This window comes from Amycolatopsis sp. NPDC004747 (genome assembly GCF_053601335.1).
The window spans coordinates 185,521-208,678 of the sequence record NZ_JBSGBQ010000008.1 but is presented as its reverse complement, the minus strand read 5'-3'; the positions used below and the strand labels follow the sequence as shown (position 1 = coordinate 208,678).

The following is a 23,158-nucleotide window of genomic DNA, read 5'->3' as shown; positions in this document are numbered from 1 at the left end:
GGCCGGGGGATGAGATGTTCGTCAGAAGGATCGCGGTCGTCGGCACCGGCTACGTCGGGCTGACGACCGGTGCGTGCCTGGCTTCGCTCGGCCACCGGGTGGTGTGCGCGGACTCGGACGCGGCCAAGGTGGCCCGCCTGCAGGCGGGCCGGGTGCCCATCCCGGAGCCGCGGCTGCCCGAGCTGGTCGCCGCCGGGCTCGCGGCGGGACGGCTCGAGTTCGTCCTGGGCGCGGCCCAGGCCGTCGGGGACGCCGAGGTCGTGTTCCTCTGCGTCCCGACCCCGATGGGCGAGGGCGGCGCCGCCGACCTGCGGGCCGTCGAGTCGGTCATCGCCGAGGTCGGTGCCCTGCTGCCGCGCGGCTGCGTGGTGGTCAACAAGTCCACGGTCCCGGTCGGCACGGCGGCCCGGGTGGCCCGGCTGCTCGGCCGGGACGACGTCGCGGTCGTGTCGAACCCGGAGTTCCTGCGCGAGGGTTCGGCCGTCGACGACTTCCTGAACCCGGACCGGATCGTCGTCGGCTCGGACGCCCAGGACGCGGCCGAGCGCGTCGCCGCGCTGTACGCCCGGCTGGGCGCGCCGACCGTGCTCACCGACGCGGCCAGCTCGGAGCTGGTGAAGTACGCGGCGAACTGCTTCCTCGCCATGAAGCTCTCCTACGTCAACGCGATGGCGGAGCTGTGCGAGGGGCTCGGCGCGGACATCGCCGACGTCACCGAGGGCATGGGGTACGACCGCCGGATCGGGCAGTCGTTCCTCCGGCCGGGGCCCGGCTGGGGCGGGTCGTGCCTGCCCAAGGACACCCACGCGCTGGCCCAGGTGGCACGCGTGGCGGGCGTCGAGTTCCCCCTGCTCGGCGCCACCATCGACACGAACACCCGGCAGCGCGAACGGGTCCTCGGCAAGATCCGCGCGGCGGCGGGCGGTTCGCTGCGCGGCAAGCGGATCGGCCTGCTGGGCCTGGCGTTCAAGGCGGGGACCGACGACCTCCGGGATTCCCCGGCCCTCGCCGTCGCCGACCTGCTGGCCGCGGAGGGCGCCGAGCTGGCCGCCTACGACCCCGCGGTCTCGGTGGAGGTGCCCGGGATCCTGGTCACCGACGACCCCTACCAGGCCGTCAAGGGCGCCGCGGTGATCGTGCTGCTCACCGAGTGGCCGGAGTTCCGCGGCCTCGACTGGGGCCAGATCGGCGAGCTCGCCGCCGGTCCCGTCGTCGACACCCGCAACCACCTCGATCCCGACGCCGTGCGGCGGTCCGGCCTGTCCTGGACCGGGATCGGCCGCTGAAACAACCCCGAAGGAGAAGCAATGCCGAAGAAGACGTCCGCGGCGAGCGCGCTGGCCGCGGGAGCGCTGGCCCTGACCCTGTTCGCCCCGGCGACCGCGTCCGCCGCACCCGTGCTGCGCGACGGCGACTGGGTCTTCACCGGCCGGACCTACTCCGACGACATCGGCGGCCGGGCCCAGTGCTGGCTGGCCGAGCAGGCGGAGGAGGCCAACAACCCGTTCCGGGACTACGACTGCCACTGGGGCGTGCCGCTGAAGATGGGGATCATCGGCCTCTGGTACCGCTGACCGGGATGACCAGGCGTCATATCTGATGTTTCGTGCATCGCGTCTTGACGCCTGGATTGGCAGGAATCTTTACTAACCGGAGGAAGTCCCCTCCACCTCCGGGAGCACGCATGTCTTCACTCCGGCGCGCCGCGATCGCGGTCTCCGCGTTCGCGATCGCGGCCAGCGGTCTCGTGGTGAGCCCGCCCGAGGCGCTCGCCCTCGAAAACGGGTTGCTGCGCACGCCACCGATGGGCTTCAACAACTGGAACTCGACGCAGTGCCGCGCCGAGTTCAACGAGACGATGATCAAGGGCATCGCGGACATCTTCGTCAGCAAGGGCCTGAAGGACGCGGGCTACACCTACGTCAACATCGACGACTGCTGGGCACTGCCGTCCCGCAACTCCGCGGGCAACCTCGTCCCCGACCCGGCGCGGTTCCCCAGCGGTATCAAGGCGCTCGCCGACTACGTGCACGCGAAGGGCCTGAAGTTCGGCATCTACACCAGCGCCGGCACGAAGACCTGCAACACCGCGGGCTTTCCCGGCGCGCTGAACCACGAGCAGCAGGACGCGAACCTGTTCGCCTCCTGGGGTGTGGACTACCTGAAGTACGACAACTGCAACAACCAGGGCGTCGACGCGCAGCAGCGGTACAAGGCGATGCGCGACGCCCTCGCGAAGTCCGGCCGCCCGATCGCGTACTCGATCTGCGAATGGGGGCAGAACAAGCCGTGGACCTGGGCGGAGCCGGTCGGGAACCTGTGGCGCACCACCGGTGACATCTCCGACAAGTGGTCGAGCATGATCGGCAAGGCACAGACCAACCGCGGCCTCGCCCAGTACGCCGGTCCCGGTCACTGGAACGACCCGGACATGCTGGAGGTCGGCAACGGCGGGATGACCGCGGCGGAGTACCGCACCCACTTCAGCCTCTGGGCGATGATGGCGGCACCGCTGCTGATCGGCAGTGACCTGCGCAAGGTGTCGGACGACAACTTCTCGATCCTCAAGAACGCCGACGTCATCGCGCTCGACCAGGACCCGCTGGGCAAGCAGGCGACGGTGCTGAGCGCGAATTCGGGGCTCGTCGTGTACAGCAAGGTGCTGGCGAACGGCGACCGCGCGGTGGCGCTGTCCAACGAGACGGCGGCGGCGGCGACGATCAGCACGACGGCGTCCGCGACCGGGATCGGCGGCGCGTCCTCGTACACGCTGAAGGACCTGTGGAGCAAGGCCACCCGGACGACCACCGGCACGATCAGCGCGTCGGTGCCCTCGCACGCGACGGTGCTCTACCGCGTGTCCAAGGCTTCCGGTGGCTCGACGCGCTACGAAGCCGAGTCGGCCACGGTGTCGGCGGGCGGCACGATCGACTCGAACCACGCCGGCTTCTCCGGCACCGGCTTCGCGAACGGCGCCAACGCCGTCGGCAGCTACGTCGAATGGCAGGTGACGGGACCGGCGTCGACGCTGGCGTTCGGCTACGCGAACGGCACGACGGCGGCGCGCCCGGTGGACATCGCGGTGGACGGCACGGTGGTCGCCGCGGCGGTGCCCTTCCCGGCGACCGGCGCCTGGACGACGTGGAGCACGGTGACCAGGTCAATGTCGGTGCCGTCGGGCCCGCACACGGTCCGCGTGACGGCGACGACCGCCGACGGCCCGGCGAACCTCGACTACCTGGACGTTTCGCCGTAGTGGCGTTCGTCGTAGGCCTGCCGGGCCGCTTCGACCTCGCCGAGGTTGCCCGACCACTGGGAGAGCGACGCGAACAGCGGGCCGAGGCTGCGGCCGAGCTCGCTGATCTCGTACTCGACCCGTGGCGGCACCTCGGCGTGGTAGGTCCTGGTGATCAGGCCGTCGCGCTCCAGCTGCCGCAGCCGCTGGGTGAGCACCTTCGGGGTGATCGTGGTGATCCGGCGCTGCAGTTCGACGAACCGCTGCCGGCCGTACTCGTGGAGCGCCCACAGGATGGGCGTGGTCCACCGGCTGAACACGATGTCGACCACCGGGGCGATCGGGCAGGCCAGCTCGGGTGTGGTCTCGGTCACTGTTCGGGCCTCCGGCCATTACTTTCCTCTAGGTACCTACTATCCCTTCGAATGTAGCGTCGTTCCCATGATCATGGTTGTGGGAGCGACGGGAAACGTCGGGAGCCCGCTGGTGCGGGCGTTGGTGTCGGAGGGCGAAGAGGTGACGGCGGTGTCCCGCCGGATCACGTCGGCGCCTCCCGGGGCCGTGGTGCGGCAGGCCGAGTTGAGCTCGCTGTCGTTCTCGGGCGTCTCGGCGGTGTTCTTGATGGCGCCGCCGGGCTTCCAGGGTCCGTTGGAGCCGGTGCTGGACCGGGCGCGCGAGGCCGGCGTCGAGCGGGTGGTGCTGCTGTCCTCGCAGGGCGTGGGAACGGGCCGTCACCCGGAGGACTTCGAGCGGGCGGTGCGGGCGTCGGGTCTGCAGTGGACGGTCCTGCGCCCGGCCGGCTTCGCGTCGAACGCGTTCCAGTGGGCGGAGAGCGTCCGCGTGGCGCGCGAGGTGGCGGCGCCCTTCGGCGACGTCGCCCTGCCGGTGATCGACCCGGAGGACATCGCCGAGGTGGCGGCGGCGACCCTGCGGTCGCCGGCGCACGCGGGCAGGACGTACGAGCTGACCGGCCCGGCACCGGTGTCCCCACGCGACCAGGCGGCGGCGATCGGTGCGGCGGTGGGCGAGCCGGTGCGGTTCGTGTCACTGGAGCGCGAGGAAGCCCGCGCGGTGCTGCTGGGCTTCATGCCGGCGCCGGTCGCCGAGTCCACATTGGACATCTTGGGCTCGCCGACACCGGCGGAGCAGCGGGTGAGCCCGGACGTCGAGCGGGTCTTGGGCCGTCCGCCGCGCCCCTTCGCCGAGTGGGCCTCGCGCTTCGCGGAGGCGTTCAAGTGACCGGGCTGGCTTACCGTTCGTCGGGCTCCGGCGCACCGGTGGTGTTCCTGCACGGCAATCCGGCGTCGTCCCACCTCTGGCGCACCGTGATGCGGTCCCTGCCGGGCCGCTTGCTGGCCCCGGACCTGATCGGCATGGGCGACTCCCCGCGGCCGGACATCGCGTACACGTTCGACGACCACGCGCGTCACCTGGACGCGTGGTTCGACGCGTTGTCCCTGACCGACGTGGTCCTGGTGGGCCACGACTGGGGCGGCGCCCTGGCGGCGGACTGGGCGTCCCGGCATCCGTCGCGGGTCCGCGCCTTGGCGTTCACGGAAGCGGTGCTCAAGCCGATGACGTGGGAGGAGTTCCCGCCGGCGGGAGCGGAGCTGTTCCGCGCGCTCAAGACGCCGGGGCTGGGGAGTCCATCGTCGAGAAGTTCCTCCCGCCGGAGTACGCGGACCAGGACCACCGCCCGGTCTTGCAGTGGACCCGTTCGATGCCACTGGGCGGCGAGCCACCCGAGGTGGTGGCCCGCATCGAGGCGTTCGGCCGCTGGCTGGCGACATCGCCGTCGGTGCCCAAGCTGCTGGTGACGTTCGAGCCGGGCTTCGACACGATGCTGACACCGTCGATGGTGGAGTGGTGCGCTTCGACGTTCGCGTCGCTGGAAGTGGTGGCCCGCCCGGAAAAGGCGGGCCACCACACGCCGGAGGAGCAGCCGGAAGCCTTGGCGGAGACGTTGTCGGCCTGGCTGGCGACTGTGCGGCCGTAGTCCGGGTGACCGCTCGGACCGGAGCGTGCCGGGGCCACTTCTCGTGTCCGGTGTTACGGGCGCCGGTGGGCGAGCGACTGTGTTGACATGGTGCATCGTCGGTGGCGGGGCTTCGGAATCGGCCTGGTGGCGGCCGGACTGGGGTGGTGGGTGCTCAAGGTGACCTTCCTCGAGCCCGCTGAACGCGGCATTGCCAGCGGGTACGGCCAATTCGTCCTCGCGGCCCTCGGCATCGTGATCGCACTGGGGCAGTTCCTCGGCAGCCGCCGGAAGATCCGCGGCGCGGACGTCGAACGGATCGTCGACAACCTCGCCGCCGAAATGCGGTCACAATGGGAAGCTGCGGCCGCGGAACGGGGACTGCTCCAGCCGGCACCGCTGCCCATCCGGTGGCGCCGCTGCCCGGAGCCGGTCGCCGGCCCCGCGGCCGCGGCGACGAAGCCACACGCAGGCGGTGCCGCCTTCGACCCGCTTCCCGGCATCGACCACGTCACGAGGGCCCAGCTCCGGGAAGGCACCCACCGGACGTTGCACCGGATCTACGGCGGCCTCGCCTCCGGCCGGCTGATCCTGGTCGGCGGTCCGGGAGCGGGCAAGAGTTCGGCCGCGGTGTTGTTGCTCCTCGACGCCTTGCGTTACCGCCGTACGCAGACATCGCCCGGCTGGCGCGCGCGGATCCCGGTGCCGGTGATGGTCACGTTGTACGGGTGGGACCCCGATCGGACATCCTTCCCGGACTGGGTCGCCGGCAAGCTGGCCGGGTCGGCGGCGTTGCCCGGACGTCGCGGCCGGCGCCGCACTGCGGACCTCCTGCGCGATGGCCGCTTGGCCGTGTTCCTCGACGGCCTCGACGAAATCCCGGCCCCGACCCGCCCGGCGGTGTTGCGCGTGCTCGGCCAGCAGACCGCCGTCCGGCTGGTCCTGCTGTCCCGGACCGACGAGCTCCTCGAAACGGTGGGCCACGGAGTCCTCGCCGGGGCGGTCGCTCTGGAGCTCAAACCACCTACCCCCGCGGACGCGGCGACGTACCTGGTCCAGGGGATCACCGAGCCGGCTCCGCAACCCTGGCAGGATCTGGTCGAGACGCTCAACGGCAGTCCCGAGAGCCCGGTGGCTCGCGCGCTGGCCAGCCCGTTGACCATCTCGCTGGTCCGGGATATATACCCACCTCGCCCCGTCGAGGGTTCTTCGGTGGGCGCGGTGGATGAACTGCTCGACTCGGAGCGGTTCCCGGACGCGGCAAGCGTGACCGACTACCTGCTCGACCAGGCGATCGAGTCGGCGTACACGACACAGGTACACCCTCGTTATTCCGCGGCTACGGCGTTGCGGACGCTCACCCTGATTGCCGAGCGCATGCGCGACGGGAAGACGCGGGATCTCCAATGGTGGACCATGCCCGGCTGGCTGCCAGGCGGTGTCCGAATTGCGCTCAGTGCGTTTATGGGAGCTGTTCTTTCCGGCTGCCTCCTGATTCCTGCCTCGATCGGTGAAATGCAGCCGTATGACGATGTGTCATTGTCGGACTGGGTTGTTCCCATCCTGCTCGGGCTGTTGGGCGGGTGCGCTGCCGGCATGCTGGACGGGGTCAGGCCGGTTGTGCTCGATCGGAAGTTCTTCGATCGAATTTTGCGATTCAGGACAGTGGCGCCGTCGGCGATGGGAGGAATTCTGCTGGGGACACTGATCGGTATATCGTTTGGGATATCCGACGGGCTGGTCACCGGATTTGTCATCACCATTTTGGGGTTGATGCTGTCCGAATCGACCGCGGCGGACAGGTCGACCGGGCTGCCGCCGGTGGATCTGTGGCGAAGTGATTTCCTGTCGAAAATGGTCGGCTGCGTCGCCGGGCTGTTGCTCATGGGTACGGTCAGTCAGCTGCAAAGACCGCCGTGGATCTCGGGTGGTGACATCTTCTGGTCACTCCTGACGTGGGGCGCCATGGGCTTGGTGGCGGGGCTGCTGGTGTCCCAAGCCTGGATGACGATGGTCGCCCAGATCTACCTCACGATCCGCTACCGGACCCCGCTCCGCCTGGGCCACTTCCTCGAGGACGCCCGCGGGCGGCACCTGCTGCGCTCGATCGGCCCGGCTTACCAGTTCCGCCACGCAACCCTGCAAGACCGGCTCGCCCCGCCGGTGCCCGACGTCGAACTGGTCGAAGTGGAGCACGCCGACTGATTGCGACGCTGGTGGATGGAAAGCGGCCAAATGCTGCCCCTCGGCTGCTGGTACAACAGCTCGCCTGACCAACGGCGGCGGGGTCGATGAGGTGGTCGTCCTTGCACTCGTCAGCTACCGGTTCTGGTCAGCCGCCGACTACCTCGACTATCCGACGTGGGTGCCGGGGAACCTGCGTCGCGGGCGTCTTCGGCATCCAGAACGCCAAAGCGAAGTAGCCACCCTGCCGGTTGCCGCAACCACCCGGTTCGTGTGGTCGTCCGACTCCGTATAACAGCATGTACCGAGCCCGAGACCTCCGCGCCTGCGGAGGTCTCGGGCTGACTGCCGGTCGGGGTGATTGAGGCCTTTTCAAGGCCTTCCCATCAGGTAAAGCGCCTGGTCAGAATGGCCGAGGCGTGGCCACCAATCACTTATAGTAGTGATTATAGCACTAAAAGTAGCAGGACTGCCCGGCAGCTGAGCTCCGCCGATGTTGCTTCTCTCGTGGCTGCTCACGCGGCAGGGGAGTCGATCGCCCAACTTGCTGAGCGCTTCGGTGTTCATCGCGGCACTGTCGGCAAGCATCTCCGCGCTCGTGGCGTCGTCACGACGAGCCCAGGACTTCATCCTGACGACGTGCCTGCTGCCCTTGAGCTCTACAAGGCCGGCTGGACTTACGCCCAGATTGCGGCCAAGTTCGGAGTGGGGGAGACGACGGTGCGCGATCGACTTCACCAGGCAGGAGTGCCGAAGGCTGAGCGCTACGGGCGGAGCGGTCGAAATCTGCGATGCTAAGTCAGGTCAGCTGCCCGAGTGCCATCTGCTTCAGTGTTGCGGCAGTAGGGAAGCCTTCCCGAAGCGCTCGGCGCAACCCAAGTCGCGCCAGCTCATCTGCCACCTGCTTGCCGGAACTTATCTCGGCCGGTGTGGGGTACTTGCCGCCATGAACCAGGCGACTGCGCAGTCCATAGAGGGCCGTGAGCTTCTTTGCAAGGTTTACTCGATCGCTAGGCTTCTCGCTGAGGTAGTGCGCGCCGTGAATCTGAAAGCGGTAGCCCAGGTCGCCATGTCGTGCACTTTCGTCGTAGGGAAGCAGGAGTGACTCAAGTGCAATGACAAAATCCAAGATAGCATCTGCTGGATTGCGCCGCGCAGCTCCCGAATAGAATCGGTGAAGAGCGAGGTCTTGTGGAGAAGCGGGCGTCACGAGATTGTACTTTCCAAGTTGCGTTACTGTCTGGAGGAGGCTCTGGAGATCACTGAGGTCGAGTGATGACCATTTTTCCGGCGCTGAGTTTTTGGCTATGGGTGTATGGTTGGATGTAGACATGCGCCACTTGGGCAAGCCTTCAAACTTCGATGCTCCGCCGGAAATGCTGTATCCGTGTAAGTGAAAGGCGCACAACCATCTATCCAGCAAGTTTCGGGTATCTGGGGGTTCGGCATCGCGGGGTGTATTGACCTGGGCCTCTAATATAACCATGGGAAGCGTGAGGGACACGCCTCCAAGCACTGAGCTCATTCCCCACGCTTGGAACAGATCACCTTGCTCAAGTTCGGAGAGCTTTCGAATGGTGGCTCTTCCAGTGGTTAAGGGAGTGTCACCTTCCTCGCTGATCGATAACCCTGAAAGGGGTACGCTCACCTGATAGGTCAGGTTTGGCTGCTCAACCAGTCTTAATATGTCATTGGCAAACTCTTCGGCGGCCGACTCGTTGGCGCTGTCAACGCTCGGCAGTGTCCCGAGATGGTAATTAAGTGCTGGAAATACGACACGGTAGAGGACCCATTCGGTTGGGTCGTCGGCGTACTCGCGATAATCTGGGTATCCTTCGCTAAGGGGGCGGGCAAGGAAGGCGCCACTTGTTGCGCCGAAGGGTGACCAGAAGGGTAAATTTCTGCCGGTCATGGTTGCTATGCAGGCGGCGCACTTCATGGCTTGTGCCGTAGTCTGCTCGTCTAGTACTGGCCATAGGTTGTGGGTCGGTAATCCAGAGGAGGGCGCTAGGACATTCCGCTGTGCTTGGTGCCACTTGGATTTCCAAGTTCCAGGGTTGCTGTCACGCTTAATCAGGAGCTGATCTGTGGGAACCGTCGAGGGCCAGCTAACGTCAGCTATCCGTTGCCTAGCCGCAGACTTGGCCATTTCGAACAGGGATTTAAGATTGTCGAAAACTTCTTCGCGGGTAGATGCTGACATGATGTAATTATAGTCCGATCTCGAATTTCTGTACTGATTCCGGGTGATTTCGTCAGTCTATCGAGTTCCGGTGTCACCCTGTGGGGTTGGTTACCTGGATCAAAGTCTGCCAGTCACTGCAGCCGTCAAGTGTGCCCGCATGAGGCAGGCGTTCCGAAGGTGGAACGTACGGTCGGCGCGGCAGTACCTTGCAAACACCCGAAACACCTGGCATGCATTGACATTAAAGCCATCTGCAAGCAAAATACGACTGAAACAATTTATCTTGGAATAACCTTCTTGAACTCTATCTACAAGTACATCGCCCCAGCCCATCGCGCGTTATGGCGTTGGCCAATTCTAGCATTTGCCGTGCTGGGGTTCGACCTGGCAATCGCCCCGGCGGGCCAAAAGCTCACCAGTCTAAGCTACCACTCAGCCTTTATAACGGTCTACGTATTTGGCCTAATATTTGGCATATTCGAAACCGTCAGCGAATATCGCCACCCGAGAGCAGATGTCTACAAAACAGCTGGAAGTTCGGCGAGAAAATGGAATCTTGTCTCTAGTGGCATACTGGCAACAATAATTTGGCTCTACATTAAGCAAGGTCAAATCATGACCGAATGGCCTTGGTTGTTCGTGATTTGGATTCCCGCACTTGCGATCTACCTCCTGCGACCGAGAGAACCACAAAACTAGCGGCAAAGCTGCAGACTTTGACTTCATGATCAACATCAATTAAAGTATTTTAGCTTGAGAGCGCCTCAAGCGGTTTTTTTGACATCGCGGGAGTCTTGATGCGCAAGCGCAGATTGAGGATAGCTACTTCGGTAGCCACAATCCTCGCCGTCTTGGCCGCCATCTTTGGGGTCGCGACGCCAACGGCCCAGGCCGACACCTGGCCAGACGCCTATACACAGATCATCAACCACCAGATCCCGGTTCAGTCGGATGGCTCACCAACCTACATGTTTGGGGACCGGGATTTCGGCCGCTACTACGTGGGCACCAACGGCCTTGAGATGCGATTTACTAGCGGCGGAACTGGCACCGTCGTCACGGCGGCTCTAGCTATCGGAAGTGCCGGGGCTAGTGAACTCCTTGTGGGCAATATCAGCGGCGTTGGAGCCATGATTATTTCCGCCGTACGTTCCGAGGGGCTTCGAAAGGCATTAAGCCTCGTAGGTATCGGGGCTGGCGCATATGTCGGCTACGAGGCAAACGCCCTCGTATACAAGAACTACTGCCTCGGCGTCACATTGCGGTCTAGCGTACTCGACCAGGTTCTCTATAAGAGTACGCAGATCTTGCTCGGCTCCTATCTGGCGAGCAAGGTTGCGACTCCGGCTTACGACCCGGTTGTGTGGTTTGAGCCATGTGCCGCGAGCGGTAACGCCGATCGCTTCGCACCGGTCTCGCTGCCAGGTATTGCAGGTGTTGTTGCGGCGCAGCCGATGCAGGCTCCTAGCCCTGACGTTGCCCCCTTCGGCTCACTCGACGAAGCCAAGCAGGTACCGGATCAGACGAAGATCTCGGTAGCAGGTTGGGCCATCGACCCGGATGCGGGTACTGGTCCCATCCAGGTTCACACCTACATCGACGGACTCCTGCAAGGAGCCGCTACAGCCATTGGTCCGCGCCCGGACGTGGGTGCGGCGTTCCCCAACTATGGGGCCAACCACGCTTACTATGCCGAGTACACCGTCGGGATCGGTAATCACCAGGTCTGCACCTACGGCATCGACGTAGGCGGTGGGGTGAACCCGCAGCTACCGAACTGCAAGATGGTCCAGGTGTCGTTCGCGCCGGCCTCGTTCCAGCGCTCCAACGGTGAGACGGTGGTCGTATCGGTCGGTCCCAACAACCGACTCGATTTCTACTACAACACCTACGGTCAGCCGACATTCAATCGCATTCCAGCCACGCCGGACAATACAGTGTTCTCGGCTCCGGCGATCATCCAGCGGCCGAACGGCGAGACCGACATCGTTGTTATGGGACCTAACCACCGGTTGGACTTCTACTACAACGTGTTTGGCACCTCGACGTTCACAAGGCTGGCGGTCACGGGCGACAACATGGCCTACTCGGCACCGTCAATCGTGCAGCGGGCAAACGGCGAGTCCGATGTAGTGGTCAGGGGTCCAAACAACAGTCTAGACTTCTACTACAACGTCTTCGGCCAGCAGACCTTCAACCGCCTCACGGCCGGACCGGACACGGCGTTCTCCGCGCCTGCGATCATCCAGCGCGGCAGTAACGGTGAATCCGACCTCGTGGTGCAAGGCCCGAACCACCGGCTCGATTTCTACTACAACGTGTTCGGGACTTCAGCCTTCAACCGCCTGGTCGTGGCTGGCGATGGGATGGCCTTCTCGTCTCCCGTGATCGTCCAACGAACCAACGGCGAGTCGGACGTGGCAGTACGGGGACCGGGCGACAGCCTGGACTTCTACTACAACGTCTTTGGCCAACCCAACTTCACGCGGCTGACCGCGGGAGGCGGCACGGCCTACTCGACACCAGCACTGGTCCAGCGGGACAACGGGGAGTCCGACCTGGCGGTCCTTGGACCGAACGGGCGACCGGACTTCTACTTCAACGTGTTCGGCACCTCGACGTTCACCCGGCTCAACGTCAACGGCGATTTCACCGCCACCTCCGCACCGACGCTCATGCAGCGACCGGACAAGGAGAGTGACATCGTAGTAGCCGGCCCCGGCCCGAACTACGATTTCTACTACAACGCGTTCGGGCAGCAAACCTTCGGACACGTGCCGGTCGCGGGCTAACACCAAGCAATGAATGCACACCTCATCCCCAACCCCGAGAAGGGAGGGCGCCCCGCCGAGAGCGTATCTCGGCATCTAACTTGAGGCCTGAACTGTCAGTTCAGACTTGGAGCTAGATTGTCATACTGCAGTCAGTACGAAGGAATAGTAACGCCAGTGCTGAGCAGTCATATGGGCCAATTGGACTATCTCGGCAATCTCCGGAGCTGCCGAGCTTGCATCGGTCATGCAGAGCTTAATTTTGCCCTCTAGTACCGGCCACAACTGCTCGGCTAGCTCAACCTTGCTTGGTTTGTAGCTCCATCGCCCCCAAACGTTCTTGATATCCGTCTTCTGATTCTTGGTTCCGCGTCGTGCTCGAACTTCGGCAAGATGATCTATAAGCTCGTCACGACTAAGCCCATCGCATGTCTGATGGATAGCCCTAATTCCGTCGGCGAGTTCAGCATCAGTAAAGTGTGTAAATTCGTAGCAAGACTCTGTCCAAGTGAAGATCTTGACGAGGTGATCAAGCTCCTCGTCTGTTGTCGCCGCACCTTGCGCCCTCAGTACTAATTTGATCTCGGTAAGTATGTTCGCGCGTGTCTTTTCGACATGTTGCGGCGCGAAGTAGCTACCCTCTGGATCAACGGCGACCATAAGGCATGTCGGCGGCTTAATTAACTCCCAGTAGTCTTCGGTTCGGCGTTCACCTACCAAAGGGGCAGCAGCTAACGCGGCGACCTTTTCAAGGTCTCGATCTGCTCCACGGAGGTTAAGTACTCGCATCAGCTCAGGCGCATTGGGATAGCCAAGTGTGCTCCATACCCTAGGGACGTGAACCTGCTCGCTTTCGCCTTCAATCGCGAGCACCACTCGCGGATGAGGCGACAGTCCAACCTGTACCAGGTCCTGATCTAGGGTCTGTCTCCTATAGGTCAGCCGCTCAGTTAGCGGGTGCCAGGCCTTCGACGGGGTAGCCGGCAAAGGTTCTGCGGCATCACGGCCAGCAAGGTCTTCCCTGAAACGAAGTAGAATCTCGGCTGTTTCCCGCATGTCCATAGCCAAGAGGGCGTTATCTTTAAGGTCCCTCCATGAGGACCGTGGCGCACGTCGAATAAGCGAACTCCATGCGCCTCGTATCGGGTCGATCCATTGAGCTTTTTCGAGGAGGTATTCGGCATCGTCATATGCTTGCTCGCCTGAATATCCAAGCTGGCTACCGATGGTGACTGGGTCAAACTCTGCGCGGTATCGATCCCATATCTCATGGCTAACATTCACAAAGTGAAGGCGCTCCGGGTCAAGGTTAGGTAAGTACCTAGCCTCCAGTGCGGTTGCCATAATCGCGATTCGCCTGAATCGAATAGCTCGCTCTAGTAAGTACCAGTCAGGTTTCGGCAAGGTTGTCCTGATGCGCTGACCTTGCGAGAGTTGCCGTCTCTCGCTGAGCGTGTGCTCCAGCGCGGGCAAGCACTGTAATTGATGCCATGAGTAGATCAGGCCATTCCACCAGTTTGAAGACCTTTGCTGCCCACGCGCGAAGGGGAGACGTGGCTTAAAAGTAGTCTGTTGAAGGTCTTCAATGGCGCCCTTGCTTCGCGCTTTCCGAATCTCTGTCAACAGCGTGCCAGTGTATGCAATCGGCTCCTCTACCTCCAGAGCGGATTGCCCTTCAACGCGCCGGTCATAGATTGCCACAAAGGGCACAAGTAGGCCATGACGATACAGTTCCCGCATGGTTGCGTCATCGAGATCGTATCCACGCCTCTTCGCCTCGCTTATGAAGTCACTCAGTTTGAGTGGGTCGCGCTGCGTGAATACCCATGGCATTGAGACTGCCGCAAGCGCTGAGGGAACATCCCCACTCGATGATTGCGCCTTCTTTGGTGACACTTTGTTCATGTTACTACTATACAGTTCGTCATCTGCGCATACGTCTCGGACGCGACCAATTCGCTCGGACGTGTCATGCTAGCAAATCGAAGTGATGCGTGAGATGATGCGGCCATGATAGATATTCCCGCAGTCGAAGCGCTTGCCATGCCGGTTGATGAACTTGCTCTGGCGATCCTGGCTGACCTTGTTAAAACTAAGGAATGGAATGCAAATAACTACCTAAACAGTTGCAAACAGGATTCGCGCAACCTTGGGTACCAGCGGAACCAACAGGCGCAAGAAGCAGTCGCCGAAGCCATGGGCTGGCTTCGATCTCAGGGCATGATCGCTCATACTCCTGCCAACTCGGACGCAAACGCGATCTTTGTCACTCGATGGGGACATGAAGCGCTAAAGAAGACCATCTCAGAAGTTTGGGCGGTCAATCGACTTCAGGTCCATCTCCATCCGCTCATCGAGCGCAAGGCGCGACGGCAATTCTTGCTGGGTGAGTATGAGAATGCGATATTTGTCGCACTCAAGGCTGTTGAAGTACGAGTACGGAAACTCTGCGGTTATGGTGACGAGATGATCGGTGTACCTATGATGACTCAGGCTTTTAAGGTTGGCGGTCCGCTCGCCGATCCGGCCGCACCGACCGGTGAGGTTGAGGGCACTATGGCGTTATTCCGAGGAGCCTATGCGGTACTTCGCAACCCATCCGGTCACCGGGAAGTATCTTTTGATGATGTGACTGAAGCATCCGAGGCTGTTATGACGGCGAGTCTTCTCATGCGAATGCTAGACAAGATTGAGAAGAGGATCTCGACTACCCCCTGAGTGGGCTAGCTCCAACTAGTTATCCGATCTACGCGAGCTCTGTTCTTGCTGATAATAATTATTGATAATTGTCTGCTGATTGATGCGCGTTGTGGGTTGCTGCAGTATCTGACCTAGAATGAATAAGAGTAAGCTCATGCCTAGTTCTAAGATAAAAGGGATGTTGTTCTTAAGCCATTGAAGATGAGGCCCCTCTCCCTGTGAGAGTTCTCTTTTGATCTCTTTCGCGGTTTGGCCTGGATCGGCAGACTCGTAGACGTACTCAAGTACCCTGTCGGCCATGAATCGGAAAACGCCGTCGGGGAGACCAACCCATGTTCGGCACGTTCTACAACGAGATGCGTTGTCGTACAGAGTCACTGTCCCGCCAAACGAATATCCCGAGTCGAAGACTGATAAGCAGTTTGGGCATTCGAGCATGAGTTTCATATGTAAACTAGTATAGCTCAGCTTGCACGATAAGCGCATAAGCGCTATTGCGCGGAGATTCTCTCATTGTCGCAGCTATATGCCTTCGTCGACTCGGTTGAAGGCTGACAGGTTTGGTGTTCAGCCGACTTCGCCAGCTTGCAGCTTCTCCAAGTCGTACATCAGTGAGTCATACACCGGCGCGTCATCGAACGGCTGCAACTGCCCGAAGAGCTGCCAACCCCAGGACAGGTACGCGGTGCGAGCTGGCATGTTGTCCGGCTTCACGAGCAGGGTGGCGCGTTCCTCGGGCCGGTCGGCGAGCAGCGCATCGTGCAGCTGGCGGGCGTAGCCACGCCGCTGCCAGGCCGGGAGCACCATCAGCTGAGTGACGGCGAAGGTGCGCTGGCCATCTTCTTCGAGGACTACCGGAGCAGGGTCCCCACGGAGACCTCGCCACCAGTTAGAGCCCTTCGGCAAGGTGTAGCCCAGCGTGTAGCCAACCAGCTCGTCGTTAATCCAGCCCGTGACCAGCGCGAAGCCGGGCCACTTGGCGTAGGCCTCGAGGCGTTCCCAGAACCGATCCGGTGCGAAGAACGGATCACTGAGCAGGTCGGCATAGACCTCGGTGTAGACCGCGAGCAGGAGACGGCGCAGCTCGTGCATACCGGCGGCGTCGTGGTCGTGGAGAACCAGCTCGGGCGTCGGGGTCGTCATCACGAGACCAGGGTGGCGTAGCGCTCGGTCAGCTCGTCAACGCCGGGAGCCTGGTAGGTCGAGATGACGCGCATGACCCGGTCCAGCTCCATGGTGACGCGCCAGCTGTCGAGCCCCTCGGCGATGGCGTCGAGGACTTCATCGGCGGCTTCAACCGCTCCATCGACAGCGCCGGAGCCCACGCGGGCTGACGCGAGCCGCACCCGGTAGAGGGCGACGTTGCGGGCGAAGCCGTCGCCATACCCGGCAATGGCCTGCTCCAGCAGTTTCTCGCCGCGTTCGGCCTTGCCGACTTCAACCGCGCAGGTGGCCTCGACAGCGTCGATCTCCATCGGGCTCATGAACGCCGCCCAGCTGGCGGCCTCGTCGCCCCGGTCAGCATCGAGAGCTTTCCGGGCGCGGGTAATGGCGGCTTGAGCGTCACTGAAGTCGTCACTACGCGCGTTGGCTACCGCCAGGTGCAACAGCGGCACGGCGGTCATCCGCGACGACGGCCCGAGACTGCGCACGGCGTCCTCGGCCGCGCGGGAGAAGCGCAGGCCCTCCCGCGGGCGGCCGACCAGGTTGCTCTGAAAGCCCAAGCCAGCCAGGGCGCGGGTCTCAATCTCGGCGTCGCCGGCCTGGCGGGAGACGGTTAAGGCGTCGGTGAAGCTGGTGCGGGCGACCTCGTGCTGGCCAGCGTCACACGCCAACCAGCCGGTCCGGATTTGCAGATTGCCGGTGGCCTGAAGCAGCGCTTGCCCGACTTTCGCGTTGTAGCTGCCACGTTCAAGCATGAGGTTGGCTTCGCGCACGGTCGCGACTCCGGCCTGCCAGAGGGTTTCGCCGCCGTGACGGTGGTCGAGGTTGCAGAGCCGGTCGGTGGTCCGCTGCAGCCGTCGCACGTCAGCCATGCCGATGCTGCCGAACGCCTCAATCCCCATCCCCGTGGCGGCGGTCGCGGCTACGCCCCACTTCATCAGCGTCCGTCGCTTCATAGGATCGGACGCTACCTCCGCCTCGATCAGCACGCCGTCTTGCTCATGCGTTGCCGGAGGTTCGAGGCTTTCGGCCAGCAGGTCTTCGAGGCCGGCGGCGGTAACCCCCAGGACCTTGGCGAGCCGTGGTCGCTTGTGGGGCAACGGCTCGGTCTCGCCTGCCTCCCACCGGACCACGGTGCTGCGGTCGGTGTCGAGCGCCTCGGCCAATGCCTCCTGCGTGTACCCGGCCGCCTTGCGTGCGCGGGCCAGACGTGTCCGCTTGACGGCCATGATTCATCCCCTCGGTTACGGCGCGAGATCGTCACATTACCGCAGGTCAGGCCGCCGCGTGCATCACCCGCGCGTCTTTTTCGCGCTTTCTCCGCTCTGGTTTGGCGAATCCCGCCTAAGCGATGGTCGATCACGTCACCCCGGCGGCCGGTAGACCGGCCCCTCCGCCGACGACCAGGCCAGCGGTCTTTTCCGGTGTTTTCGCCGCTGACCTGGTCGGATGTCCTGGCCGTCGGGGTGACGCCCATTTGGCCGCACGACCAGGACGTGACCCCATGACGCTGACCGCCCAACTCCTCGCCGAACCGCCGCCGCTCCTTGCCGATGAACCGCAAACTCTGGTCGCCGCCCCTCTGGCCTACGGCTACATGCGGGTTCCCGCCGACGTGCCGGATCACCGGGTGCGCCGTGTCGAACAGGCGGTGACTCGGTTCGCGGCGTCAAAGGGGTTGTACTTCGTCAGCTTCTTCTTCGAGCTGCAGTGCGGCTCGCGCGAAGGCTTCGATGAGCTCCTGACCGAACTGGTCCAGGCGGACGCGCACCACGTGGTGGTCCCGAGTTTGAAGCACCTGGCCTTAAACGAGCTGCTCCAGACCGCCATGCGCGAGCAGCTCGCGGCTGAGGCGAATGCCCAGGTCCACGCCGTTGGGCGTCGGACCGGCGAGGCACTGGCATGACTACCTTCCCCGACCTGCAAGTACTGGCCGACCATCTGAAGAAGACACCCATCATCGCCCCGTCGGACCCACCGCCACTGGTGTACGGCTACGTCCGCACGGCCGAGCCGGAACCGAGCTACGCCGACGCCTGCTCAGATCTCCTGACCTGGTGGTGCGCCTCGCGCGGCTGGCAGCTCGGAGTGGTCTTCCGCGACGTGGGCGTGGGTTGCGGCAAGGCCCCTCGGCCGGGCTTTACCGGCCTGCTCGACGTGTTGCGGCTGCCGGAGGCCGCCTTCGCGGTGATCGTCGAGATGAAGCAGCTCGGTCGTCGGCCTGAGGACGTCGCCCGGCAGGTGGTGCAGATCCAGCGCGCCGGTGCGCTCGTGCGGGTGCTCGCCGATGAGGTGCAGTCATGAAACGGCAAACCGCCGAGCTGATCCGCGCCCTCGCGGCCGTGACCAAGCCCGTGCCGCGCATCTCGACCGAGCTGCTGGCCGGAACGATGCCCGCCGACAAGCAGTGGGAGTTCGCCGGACTGCTTGAGGGACTGGCCGGCCTGTTCGCCGCGCATGCAGACGACCAGGAACCTAAGACGCCGGAGACCCTGGCCCGCCGACTGGCTCGAACCGGCCGGGAGCTGCTGCAGGCAGCCACTCAGTTGGAGGCCGACGCCCTGCCCGGTTCCGACCTCCAGCAGCTCAGTGGGCTACTGAGAGCGTTGGCCGAGGTGCTCGACCTGTACGTCGGCAAGCTGCCAGACCCGCCGGCCGCCGCGGACCCGCCCGACATGCCGGAGTCGCCAGGCTCATGAGCGGCGAGGTGCTGGCGGTGCTTGTGGTCATGACTGTTCCGGTGACCTGCGTTGCCGTGCTCCTCGTGGGCGACGCCCGGCACAACCGCCGAGTTCGGGCCCGGCCGGAGCACACCGTGGCCGGTATCCGCAAGCGCGTAGAGGCCGAACGAGCCGAAGCCGAAGCCGCCAGCGCACCGACGCAAGTCCTACCCCGGATTCAGCCGGCCTCCCCCGACGAGCCCACCCAACCGCTGCCGCCGGTCTTACCGAAGCGGTCCCGGCCGGGCGGCCAGCGCCCGACGCCGTATCCCCGCAAGCCGCACCAGCGCCCAGATACCGAACTTGTGGAGCGCGTCCTTCACGGCTTGCGCAATCTTCCCGACCGGCCACCGGCCGAGTCGGACTCCAAGGACCCTCCGGCTTGAAAACGAGGTCGGAGTTTTGTTGGCAAACAAGAGAAAGAGGAACGATGAGGCTCGCCGACACCCGGGTACCTGAGTCGGGCAAGGTGACGCTCGCGGTGCGCGGGAGCAGGCTGACGCACTGGTCGAGTTGCCGCTCGACGTGCGACTTCGGGTTGTGGTTGGGCTCGATAAGTGGTGGCTGCTTCTCTGGCGCACCGCAATAAGGAGGACGGTTGCCGCGATCACGGGACAGGCGCTGTTGGAGGCTCACCGCGCCGAGTGGTCGCTGCGAAAGATCGCTCACCGCACCAGGTGGGGTGCGTCGTCGGTGCATCGCCGCATCGGGACCTACCACCCGGCCCCAGTAGCACCGCTGGCCACACTGCCCCCAGGGCTGGAGAAGTGGACAAAGGTGCTCGTAGCCGCTGATCAGGAAGGAGTAGCGACCGACGTACTGAGCAAAGCGCGGTACGAGATCGGCGCATGTGTTGAGGTGACGCTATCCGCGCTGCTGGAACATGGAGAAGTGCTCGCCAGGCTCTCGCACACTACCCGGCTGTGTGCGGCAGTCGAGCTGGACGACTGGTGGAGCAGCTGGCACCAGAGCATGAGCACCTGCATTTCGGTGTTCCTGGCCGAAGCGCTCATCGCCGCCCATTCTGATGACTGGTCCGTGAGAAAGATCGCCGTTGCGGCTGGGGTCAGCGCTTCGTTCGTGCATCGTCGCCAGTCCGCGTACAAACACGCCGCGAGATCGCCCGGGGATGCCGCCCAGCCGAACGTGGAGCAGCTGGTCCGAGAATTGGTCGACGCCACCCGCGAGGTGCCAGCTACAAGTAAGCATCACGTTACGTCGACGTGCGCGGAGAGCAATCTACCAGCACACGCCCGGATGGGTTCCCCGCACGCCCCAACTCGTCATCGAAGCCGACAGGCCCACGAGGGGCCGGGGTACCCGTTGCGACCTCGACGTTGGTGAAGTCGTGGGCAGACGGTACGGGAGGTTGCCGCCGTGCACGGCACGTCATATGGCAAGGTCTACTGGCTGCTGGCAGAGGACGGCGTAACGCTTCACTTTCGCGGCTGGGCCTCACGGGCCTAGCCGAACGGCGACACAATCAAGCTCGACGTATAGACCCTGTGACGGCGGGATACCTGGATAGCTACCGGTTTGGTTGCTTCGCTCCATCCAGCTCATAAGCTGGGCGTGTCCCTCTTTGGTCGCCAACAACAAGACAATCATGAACTCCTTGGATTTTCCTCCTTCGTATACGTGACGCTCGAACCGCCCTTCGTTGTCAAACGTCAACTCGAAGCCTTTGGGCCAAAATAGCCCGCCGGGGTCAACTCCGTGGGCGATCCACACGTGATGCTCTGGAGGTACGTCTTCCACGACACCGGTAACGCGGATGCGCTGCTCAACGACCGCGCCGCCCGCTGGCGAGTCAATGCGTCCAGTACACACGCTGGACTGTACCACGGAAGATGCCACACCACTCTTCTTTGTTTCCTTGTTCGCGTCGGAATTGCCTTTCAAGAGGCTTACTGGGACTTGGGGCTTGAATCCTGGATCAGTCAGTATCTGGCTTTCAATTTCAGCATACGCGAACCACAGATGTCGCTGAGCCGTCTCGAAGCTGGCTTTGCGACCATACTGGTCTGCTCTCGTGATCGACCTTTGTCTAGCCCCTTTATTCAACGCTTGAATACCTGGTGGACAAAGGATATTGAACCCGAGCTGAAATGAGCGCCGAAAGACCACTTTTTCCTCGCCAGGTGCCAGTCTTCCCGGGTAGGGCCGCATGCGCTGCAGGTGTTCGAGCAGGTTCACTTGGACTTGTTTTCGTATTTCAGTGCAGCTGCGCGACAGGTCAATCTCCCAGGCGCGTTGAAGATCCGCCAACTCGCTTGCAAGAAGATCGGGCAAGTCTTCACCAGCAACACCTGGCCCCTGGGAGAGCATTTGCAGCTGAAGCTGGACAGGCGTGGTCAACTTCGACTGCCTGATCTTGCGTGAGGCCTTAGGCATTTATTCCTCCGCATCGTGGACATCGCGCCCATCAAGTCGCACTACGTCAGCGTTTCGGTGTCGCCTGCTGACCAATAGTTGTCGAAATGTTATAAGTAAAGTGTAGTTAAACAAGATCCATCACATGCCTGAGAATTCCCCTGACCCCCAGCGGGAGTCGGCCACAGAGGACAACAAAACACGAGAGACGGGCGATGACTTCACGGCATGGGCCAATGAAGCGGTGCGCCAGGAGGCAGAGGAAACGCGGCGAATCCAGAAGTCACCAATGTGGACTCAACCTGATCCCCTGGAAGGTCCCGCCGGACTCGCTGCCGGAGTCGAGTCGCTTTCATCATCAGAAGTGCGGGCAGAAGTGCCATCGGAAGCCGATGAAGACTTCACCTCCTGGGCTGAATCAGCCGTCCGCCAGGAGGCAGAGGAAACACGGCGAATCCAGGAGTCGCCAATGTGGCTGCAAGACGACGTTCCCGGAGTAGAACTCCCATCGACGCCCGACAGCTCAAAGGATGATGAGGGCGGGTCCTGACTAGTCGCTGACTAGTCAGCCTGGCTCGCTGACAAGCCCTCTGAACTGCAACAACGCCCGTGACTAGTCACGGGCGTTGTTTTCGTTCTGGGCACCATGCAGCGGCCTTCGTAGTGTCATTTCTCGGCAGCCCGGACTCGGATCAGCTGCCTGTCTAACCCTCAGAAGATCAGACCTCGTGGATCTTCGTGCTCCCCGCGAAAGGAGGTGATCATGCGACGTGGCATCGGACCCATGCTCGGCCGGGTGGCCGGACTGATCCTCGGCGCGGTCGGACTGGGCGTCTTCCTGCGCCTGGTGCTCGCGATCCTGGAACCGGTCCTGCCAGCTCCACTGTTCGGGGCGCTCATGACCGGCTGGGCGAAGCTCTTCGAGATCGTTGAGCCCGCCCTGGCTCCAGCGCTCGGGATCGGCATCCTGGCCGCGTTCGGCTGGATCATTCTGGGTTCTCGTAGGTAATCAACAGAAAAGGTAGGTGATACATGTTTCTGATCGTCCTCATGCTCCCGCTTCTGCTCTTCCTCGCCATCGTCCTGATCGGCGTTCACGTTCTGGCGGTCGCTTGGCCTTGGGTTCTCCTGGCCATCGCCGTTGGGGTGCTCATCAAGGTTCTTAAGTAACCACAGCGCCCGGTCACATCTCCTAGTTCTCATCACACGCCCTCGGTGGGCGGTCTTTGTGCTGCCCACCGAGGGCTTCTTATCCGGTTCTCATCTATCAGATCGGAGTTACCATGCCTCGCCTCACCCGTAAACAGCTCATCGAGATCGACGGTAGCTACAACGAAGACGTAGCGGCATCCGAACGCCAGCTGGCCTGCCGGGCTCTGGCCCGCGAACTGCGCTGGCGCTGGCGGACCGATACGCCTGTCACGGTCAACATGGCTGGCCCCAGGCTCATTGGCACTCGCTCGCGCCGCGCTGCTAATAGCTGATACCTCAGCACTCATGCCACTGGCGTTTCGCCGGAGATATCGCGATATGTTCGGTAAATGTTCGGCAGGTCCGCCATGGTTCTAGCGGGTCTGCATACGCCAAAATAAAAACCCTGAGCCGCTACCAGCGCGACACGCGGATGAGATCTAGTCATCTACGAGTCACTTAGTGCTGGTGGGCGGACTCAGGTGTCACACAACAGAAGCCTCGAAGTGAGGGGCTGTCGCGCATCTTTTATTACACGCCCACCCGTGCCAGTCGTCAAGCACGGCTGGTTTGATGCGCCCGCATACCTCCCTTCGAGCACCACCGAAGGGAGGTTTTGCATGTCCGAGTCACACAAACCTATTCGCGTCACCGCGCAAG

24 protein-coding genes are annotated in these 23,158 nt (G+C 63.1%); 18 read left to right on the top strand and 6 right to left on the bottom strand.

The window, feature by feature from the left end:
* Positions 1 to 14: 14 nt before the first annotated feature.
* From ACWEGE_RS15745 to ACWEGE_RS15735, 3 genes are all read left to right on the top strand, one after another.
* Positions 15 to 1,286, top strand: a complete 1,272-nt coding sequence (locus ACWEGE_RS15745; protein ID WP_449661143.1) for a UDP-glucose dehydrogenase family protein — start codon at positions 15 to 17, stop codon at positions 1,284 to 1,286.
* A 21-nt stretch (positions 1,287 to 1,307) separates the two neighbouring features.
* A complete protein-coding gene (locus ACWEGE_RS15740; protein ID WP_449661142.1) occupies positions 1,308 to 1,574 on the top strand; it encodes a hypothetical protein in 267 nt (88 codons plus the stop codon).
* Between the two features lie 110 nt (positions 1,575 to 1,684).
* On the top strand, positions 1,685 to 3,256 hold the full coding sequence (locus ACWEGE_RS15735) for a carbohydrate-binding protein (RefSeq protein ID WP_449661141.1): 1,572 nt from the start codon (positions 1,685 to 1,687) through the stop codon (positions 3,254 to 3,256).
* On the opposite strand, the gene ACWEGE_RS15730 is transcribed toward ACWEGE_RS15735, so the two are convergent.
* Positions 3,235 to 3,609 (bottom strand): winged helix-turn-helix transcriptional regulator, encoded by a 375-nt coding sequence (locus ACWEGE_RS15730; protein ID WP_449661140.1) that lies wholly within the window; start codon positions 3,607 to 3,609, stop codon positions 3,235 to 3,237. The genes ACWEGE_RS15735 and ACWEGE_RS15730 overlap by 22 nt on opposite strands.
* 67 nt (positions 3,610 to 3,676) lie before the next feature.
* On the opposite strand from ACWEGE_RS15730, the gene ACWEGE_RS15725 reads away from it, so the two are divergent.
* The 5 genes from ACWEGE_RS15725 (at position 3,677) to ACWEGE_RS15705 (ending at position 8,192) form a co-directional block, all read left to right on the top strand.
* Positions 3,677 to 4,474 (top strand): NAD(P)H-binding protein, encoded by a 798-nt coding sequence (locus ACWEGE_RS15725; protein WP_449661139.1) that lies wholly within the window; start codon positions 3,677 to 3,679, stop codon positions 4,472 to 4,474.
* A gap of 89 nt (positions 4,475 to 4,563) precedes the next feature.
* Positions 4,564 to 5,052, top strand: a complete 489-nt coding sequence (locus ACWEGE_RS15720) for an alpha/beta fold hydrolase (RefSeq protein ID WP_449661182.1) — start codon at positions 4,564 to 4,566, stop codon at positions 5,050 to 5,052.
* Positions 5,034 to 5,231: a hypothetical protein gene (locus ACWEGE_RS15715; RefSeq protein ID WP_449661138.1), complete on the top strand. Its 198-nt coding sequence runs from the start codon at positions 5,034 to 5,036 to the stop codon at positions 5,229 to 5,231. Before ACWEGE_RS15720 ends, ACWEGE_RS15715 begins: the two co-directional genes overlap by 19 nt.
* Positions 5,232 to 5,390: 159 nt before the next feature.
* Positions 5,391 to 7,415: a hypothetical protein gene (locus ACWEGE_RS15710; RefSeq protein WP_449661137.1), complete on the top strand. Its 2,025-nt coding sequence runs from the start codon at positions 5,391 to 5,393 to the stop codon at positions 7,413 to 7,415.
* A gap of 387 nt (positions 7,416 to 7,802) precedes the next feature.
* Positions 7,803 to 8,192, top strand: a complete 390-nt coding sequence (locus tag ACWEGE_RS15705) for a helix-turn-helix domain-containing protein (protein ID WP_449661136.1) — start codon at positions 7,803 to 7,805, stop codon at positions 8,190 to 8,192.
* A 1-nt stretch (position 8,193) separates the two neighbouring features.
* Here ACWEGE_RS15705 and ACWEGE_RS15700 read toward each other — a convergent pair whose 3' ends face one another.
* Positions 8,194 to 9,597, bottom strand: coding sequence for a hypothetical protein (locus ACWEGE_RS15700; RefSeq protein WP_449661135.1), 1,404 nt, complete (start codon positions 9,595 to 9,597; stop codon positions 8,194 to 8,196).
* A 159-nt stretch (positions 9,598 to 9,756) separates the two neighbouring features.
* On the opposite strand from ACWEGE_RS15700, the gene ACWEGE_RS15695 reads away from it, so the two are divergent.
* Both ACWEGE_RS15695 and ACWEGE_RS15690 read left to right on the top strand, forming a co-directional pair.
* The gene (locus tag ACWEGE_RS15695) at positions 9,757 to 10,278 is read left to right on the top strand and encodes a hypothetical protein (RefSeq protein ID WP_449661134.1); all 522 of its coding nucleotides are present in this window, start codon (positions 9,757 to 9,759) and stop codon (positions 10,276 to 10,278) included.
* A gap of 98 nt (positions 10,279 to 10,376) precedes the next feature.
* Entirely contained in the window at positions 10,377 to 12,371 is a 1,995-nt protein-coding gene (locus tag ACWEGE_RS15690) for a hypothetical protein (protein WP_449661133.1), read from the top strand.
* Between the two features lie 120 nt (positions 12,372 to 12,491).
* On the opposite strand, the gene ACWEGE_RS15685 is transcribed toward ACWEGE_RS15690, so the two are convergent.
* Positions 12,492 to 14,255 (bottom strand): hypothetical protein, encoded by a 1,764-nt coding sequence (locus tag ACWEGE_RS15685; protein ID WP_449661132.1) that lies wholly within the window; start codon positions 14,253 to 14,255, stop codon positions 12,492 to 12,494.
* A gap of 105 nt (positions 14,256 to 14,360) precedes the next feature.
* Between ACWEGE_RS15685 and ACWEGE_RS15680 the strand changes: the two genes are divergently transcribed.
* Positions 14,361 to 15,068, top strand: coding sequence for a TIGR02391 family protein (locus ACWEGE_RS15680; protein WP_449661131.1), 708 nt, complete (start codon positions 14,361 to 14,363; stop codon positions 15,066 to 15,068).
* 549 nt (positions 15,069 to 15,617) lie between these two features.
* On the opposite strand, the gene ACWEGE_RS15675 is transcribed toward ACWEGE_RS15680, so the two are convergent.
* On the bottom strand, positions 15,618 to 16,193 hold the full coding sequence (locus ACWEGE_RS15675) for a GNAT family N-acetyltransferase (RefSeq protein WP_449661181.1): 576 nt from the start codon (positions 16,191 to 16,193) through the stop codon (positions 15,618 to 15,620).
* Entirely contained in the window at positions 16,193 to 17,443 is a 1,251-nt protein-coding gene (locus tag ACWEGE_RS15670) for a helix-turn-helix transcriptional regulator (protein ID WP_449661130.1), read from the bottom strand. The genes ACWEGE_RS15675 and ACWEGE_RS15670 overlap by 1 nt, the downstream gene beginning before the upstream one ends.
* 275 nt (positions 17,444 to 17,718) lie before the next feature.
* On the opposite strand from ACWEGE_RS15670, the gene ACWEGE_RS15665 reads away from it, so the two are divergent.
* The 5 genes from ACWEGE_RS15665 (at position 17,719) to ACWEGE_RS15645 (ending at position 20,401) form a co-directional block, all read left to right on the top strand.
* The gene (locus tag ACWEGE_RS15665) at positions 17,719 to 18,120 is read left to right on the top strand and encodes a hypothetical protein (RefSeq protein WP_449661129.1); all 402 of its coding nucleotides are present in this window, start codon (positions 17,719 to 17,721) and stop codon (positions 18,118 to 18,120) included.
* Positions 18,117 to 18,518 carry a recombinase family protein gene (locus ACWEGE_RS15660; protein ID WP_449661128.1) on the top strand — a complete coding sequence of 134 codons (402 nt, stop codon included), beginning with the start codon at positions 18,117 to 18,119 and terminating at the stop codon, positions 18,516 to 18,518. Before ACWEGE_RS15665 ends, ACWEGE_RS15660 begins: the two co-directional genes overlap by 4 nt.
* Positions 18,515 to 18,913, top strand: a complete 399-nt coding sequence (locus tag ACWEGE_RS15655) for a hypothetical protein (RefSeq protein ID WP_449661127.1) — start codon at positions 18,515 to 18,517, stop codon at positions 18,911 to 18,913. The genes ACWEGE_RS15660 and ACWEGE_RS15655 overlap by 4 nt, the downstream gene beginning before the upstream one ends.
* The gene (locus ACWEGE_RS15650) at positions 18,910 to 19,320 is read left to right on the top strand and encodes a hypothetical protein (RefSeq protein WP_449661126.1); all 411 of its coding nucleotides are present in this window, start codon (positions 18,910 to 18,912) and stop codon (positions 19,318 to 19,320) included. Before ACWEGE_RS15655 ends, ACWEGE_RS15650 begins: the two co-directional genes overlap by 4 nt.
* 991 nt (positions 19,321 to 20,311) lie before the next feature.
* Positions 20,312 to 20,401: a hypothetical protein gene (locus ACWEGE_RS15645; protein ID WP_449661125.1), complete on the top strand. Its 90-nt coding sequence runs from the start codon at positions 20,312 to 20,314 to the stop codon at positions 20,399 to 20,401.
* Here the strand turns inward: ACWEGE_RS15645 and ACWEGE_RS15640 are convergent.
* Positions 20,390 to 21,292 carry a hypothetical protein gene (locus tag ACWEGE_RS15640; RefSeq protein ID WP_449661124.1) on the bottom strand — a complete coding sequence of 301 codons (903 nt, stop codon included), beginning with the start codon at positions 21,290 to 21,292 and terminating at the stop codon, positions 20,390 to 20,392. The genes ACWEGE_RS15645 and ACWEGE_RS15640 overlap by 12 nt on opposite strands.
* 778 nt (positions 21,293 to 22,070) lie before the next feature.
* Here ACWEGE_RS15640 and ACWEGE_RS15635 point away from each other — a divergent pair.
* The gene (locus tag ACWEGE_RS15635) at positions 22,071 to 22,316 is read left to right on the top strand and encodes a hypothetical protein (RefSeq protein ID WP_449661123.1); all 246 of its coding nucleotides are present in this window, start codon (positions 22,071 to 22,073) and stop codon (positions 22,314 to 22,316) included.
* Between the two features lie 23 nt (positions 22,317 to 22,339).
* Complete coding sequence (locus ACWEGE_RS15630; RefSeq protein WP_449661122.1) at positions 22,340 to 22,477, top strand: hypothetical protein; 138 nt, start codon at positions 22,340 to 22,342, stop codon at positions 22,475 to 22,477.
* The last annotated feature ends 681 nt before the right edge of the window (positions 22,478 to 23,158 follow it).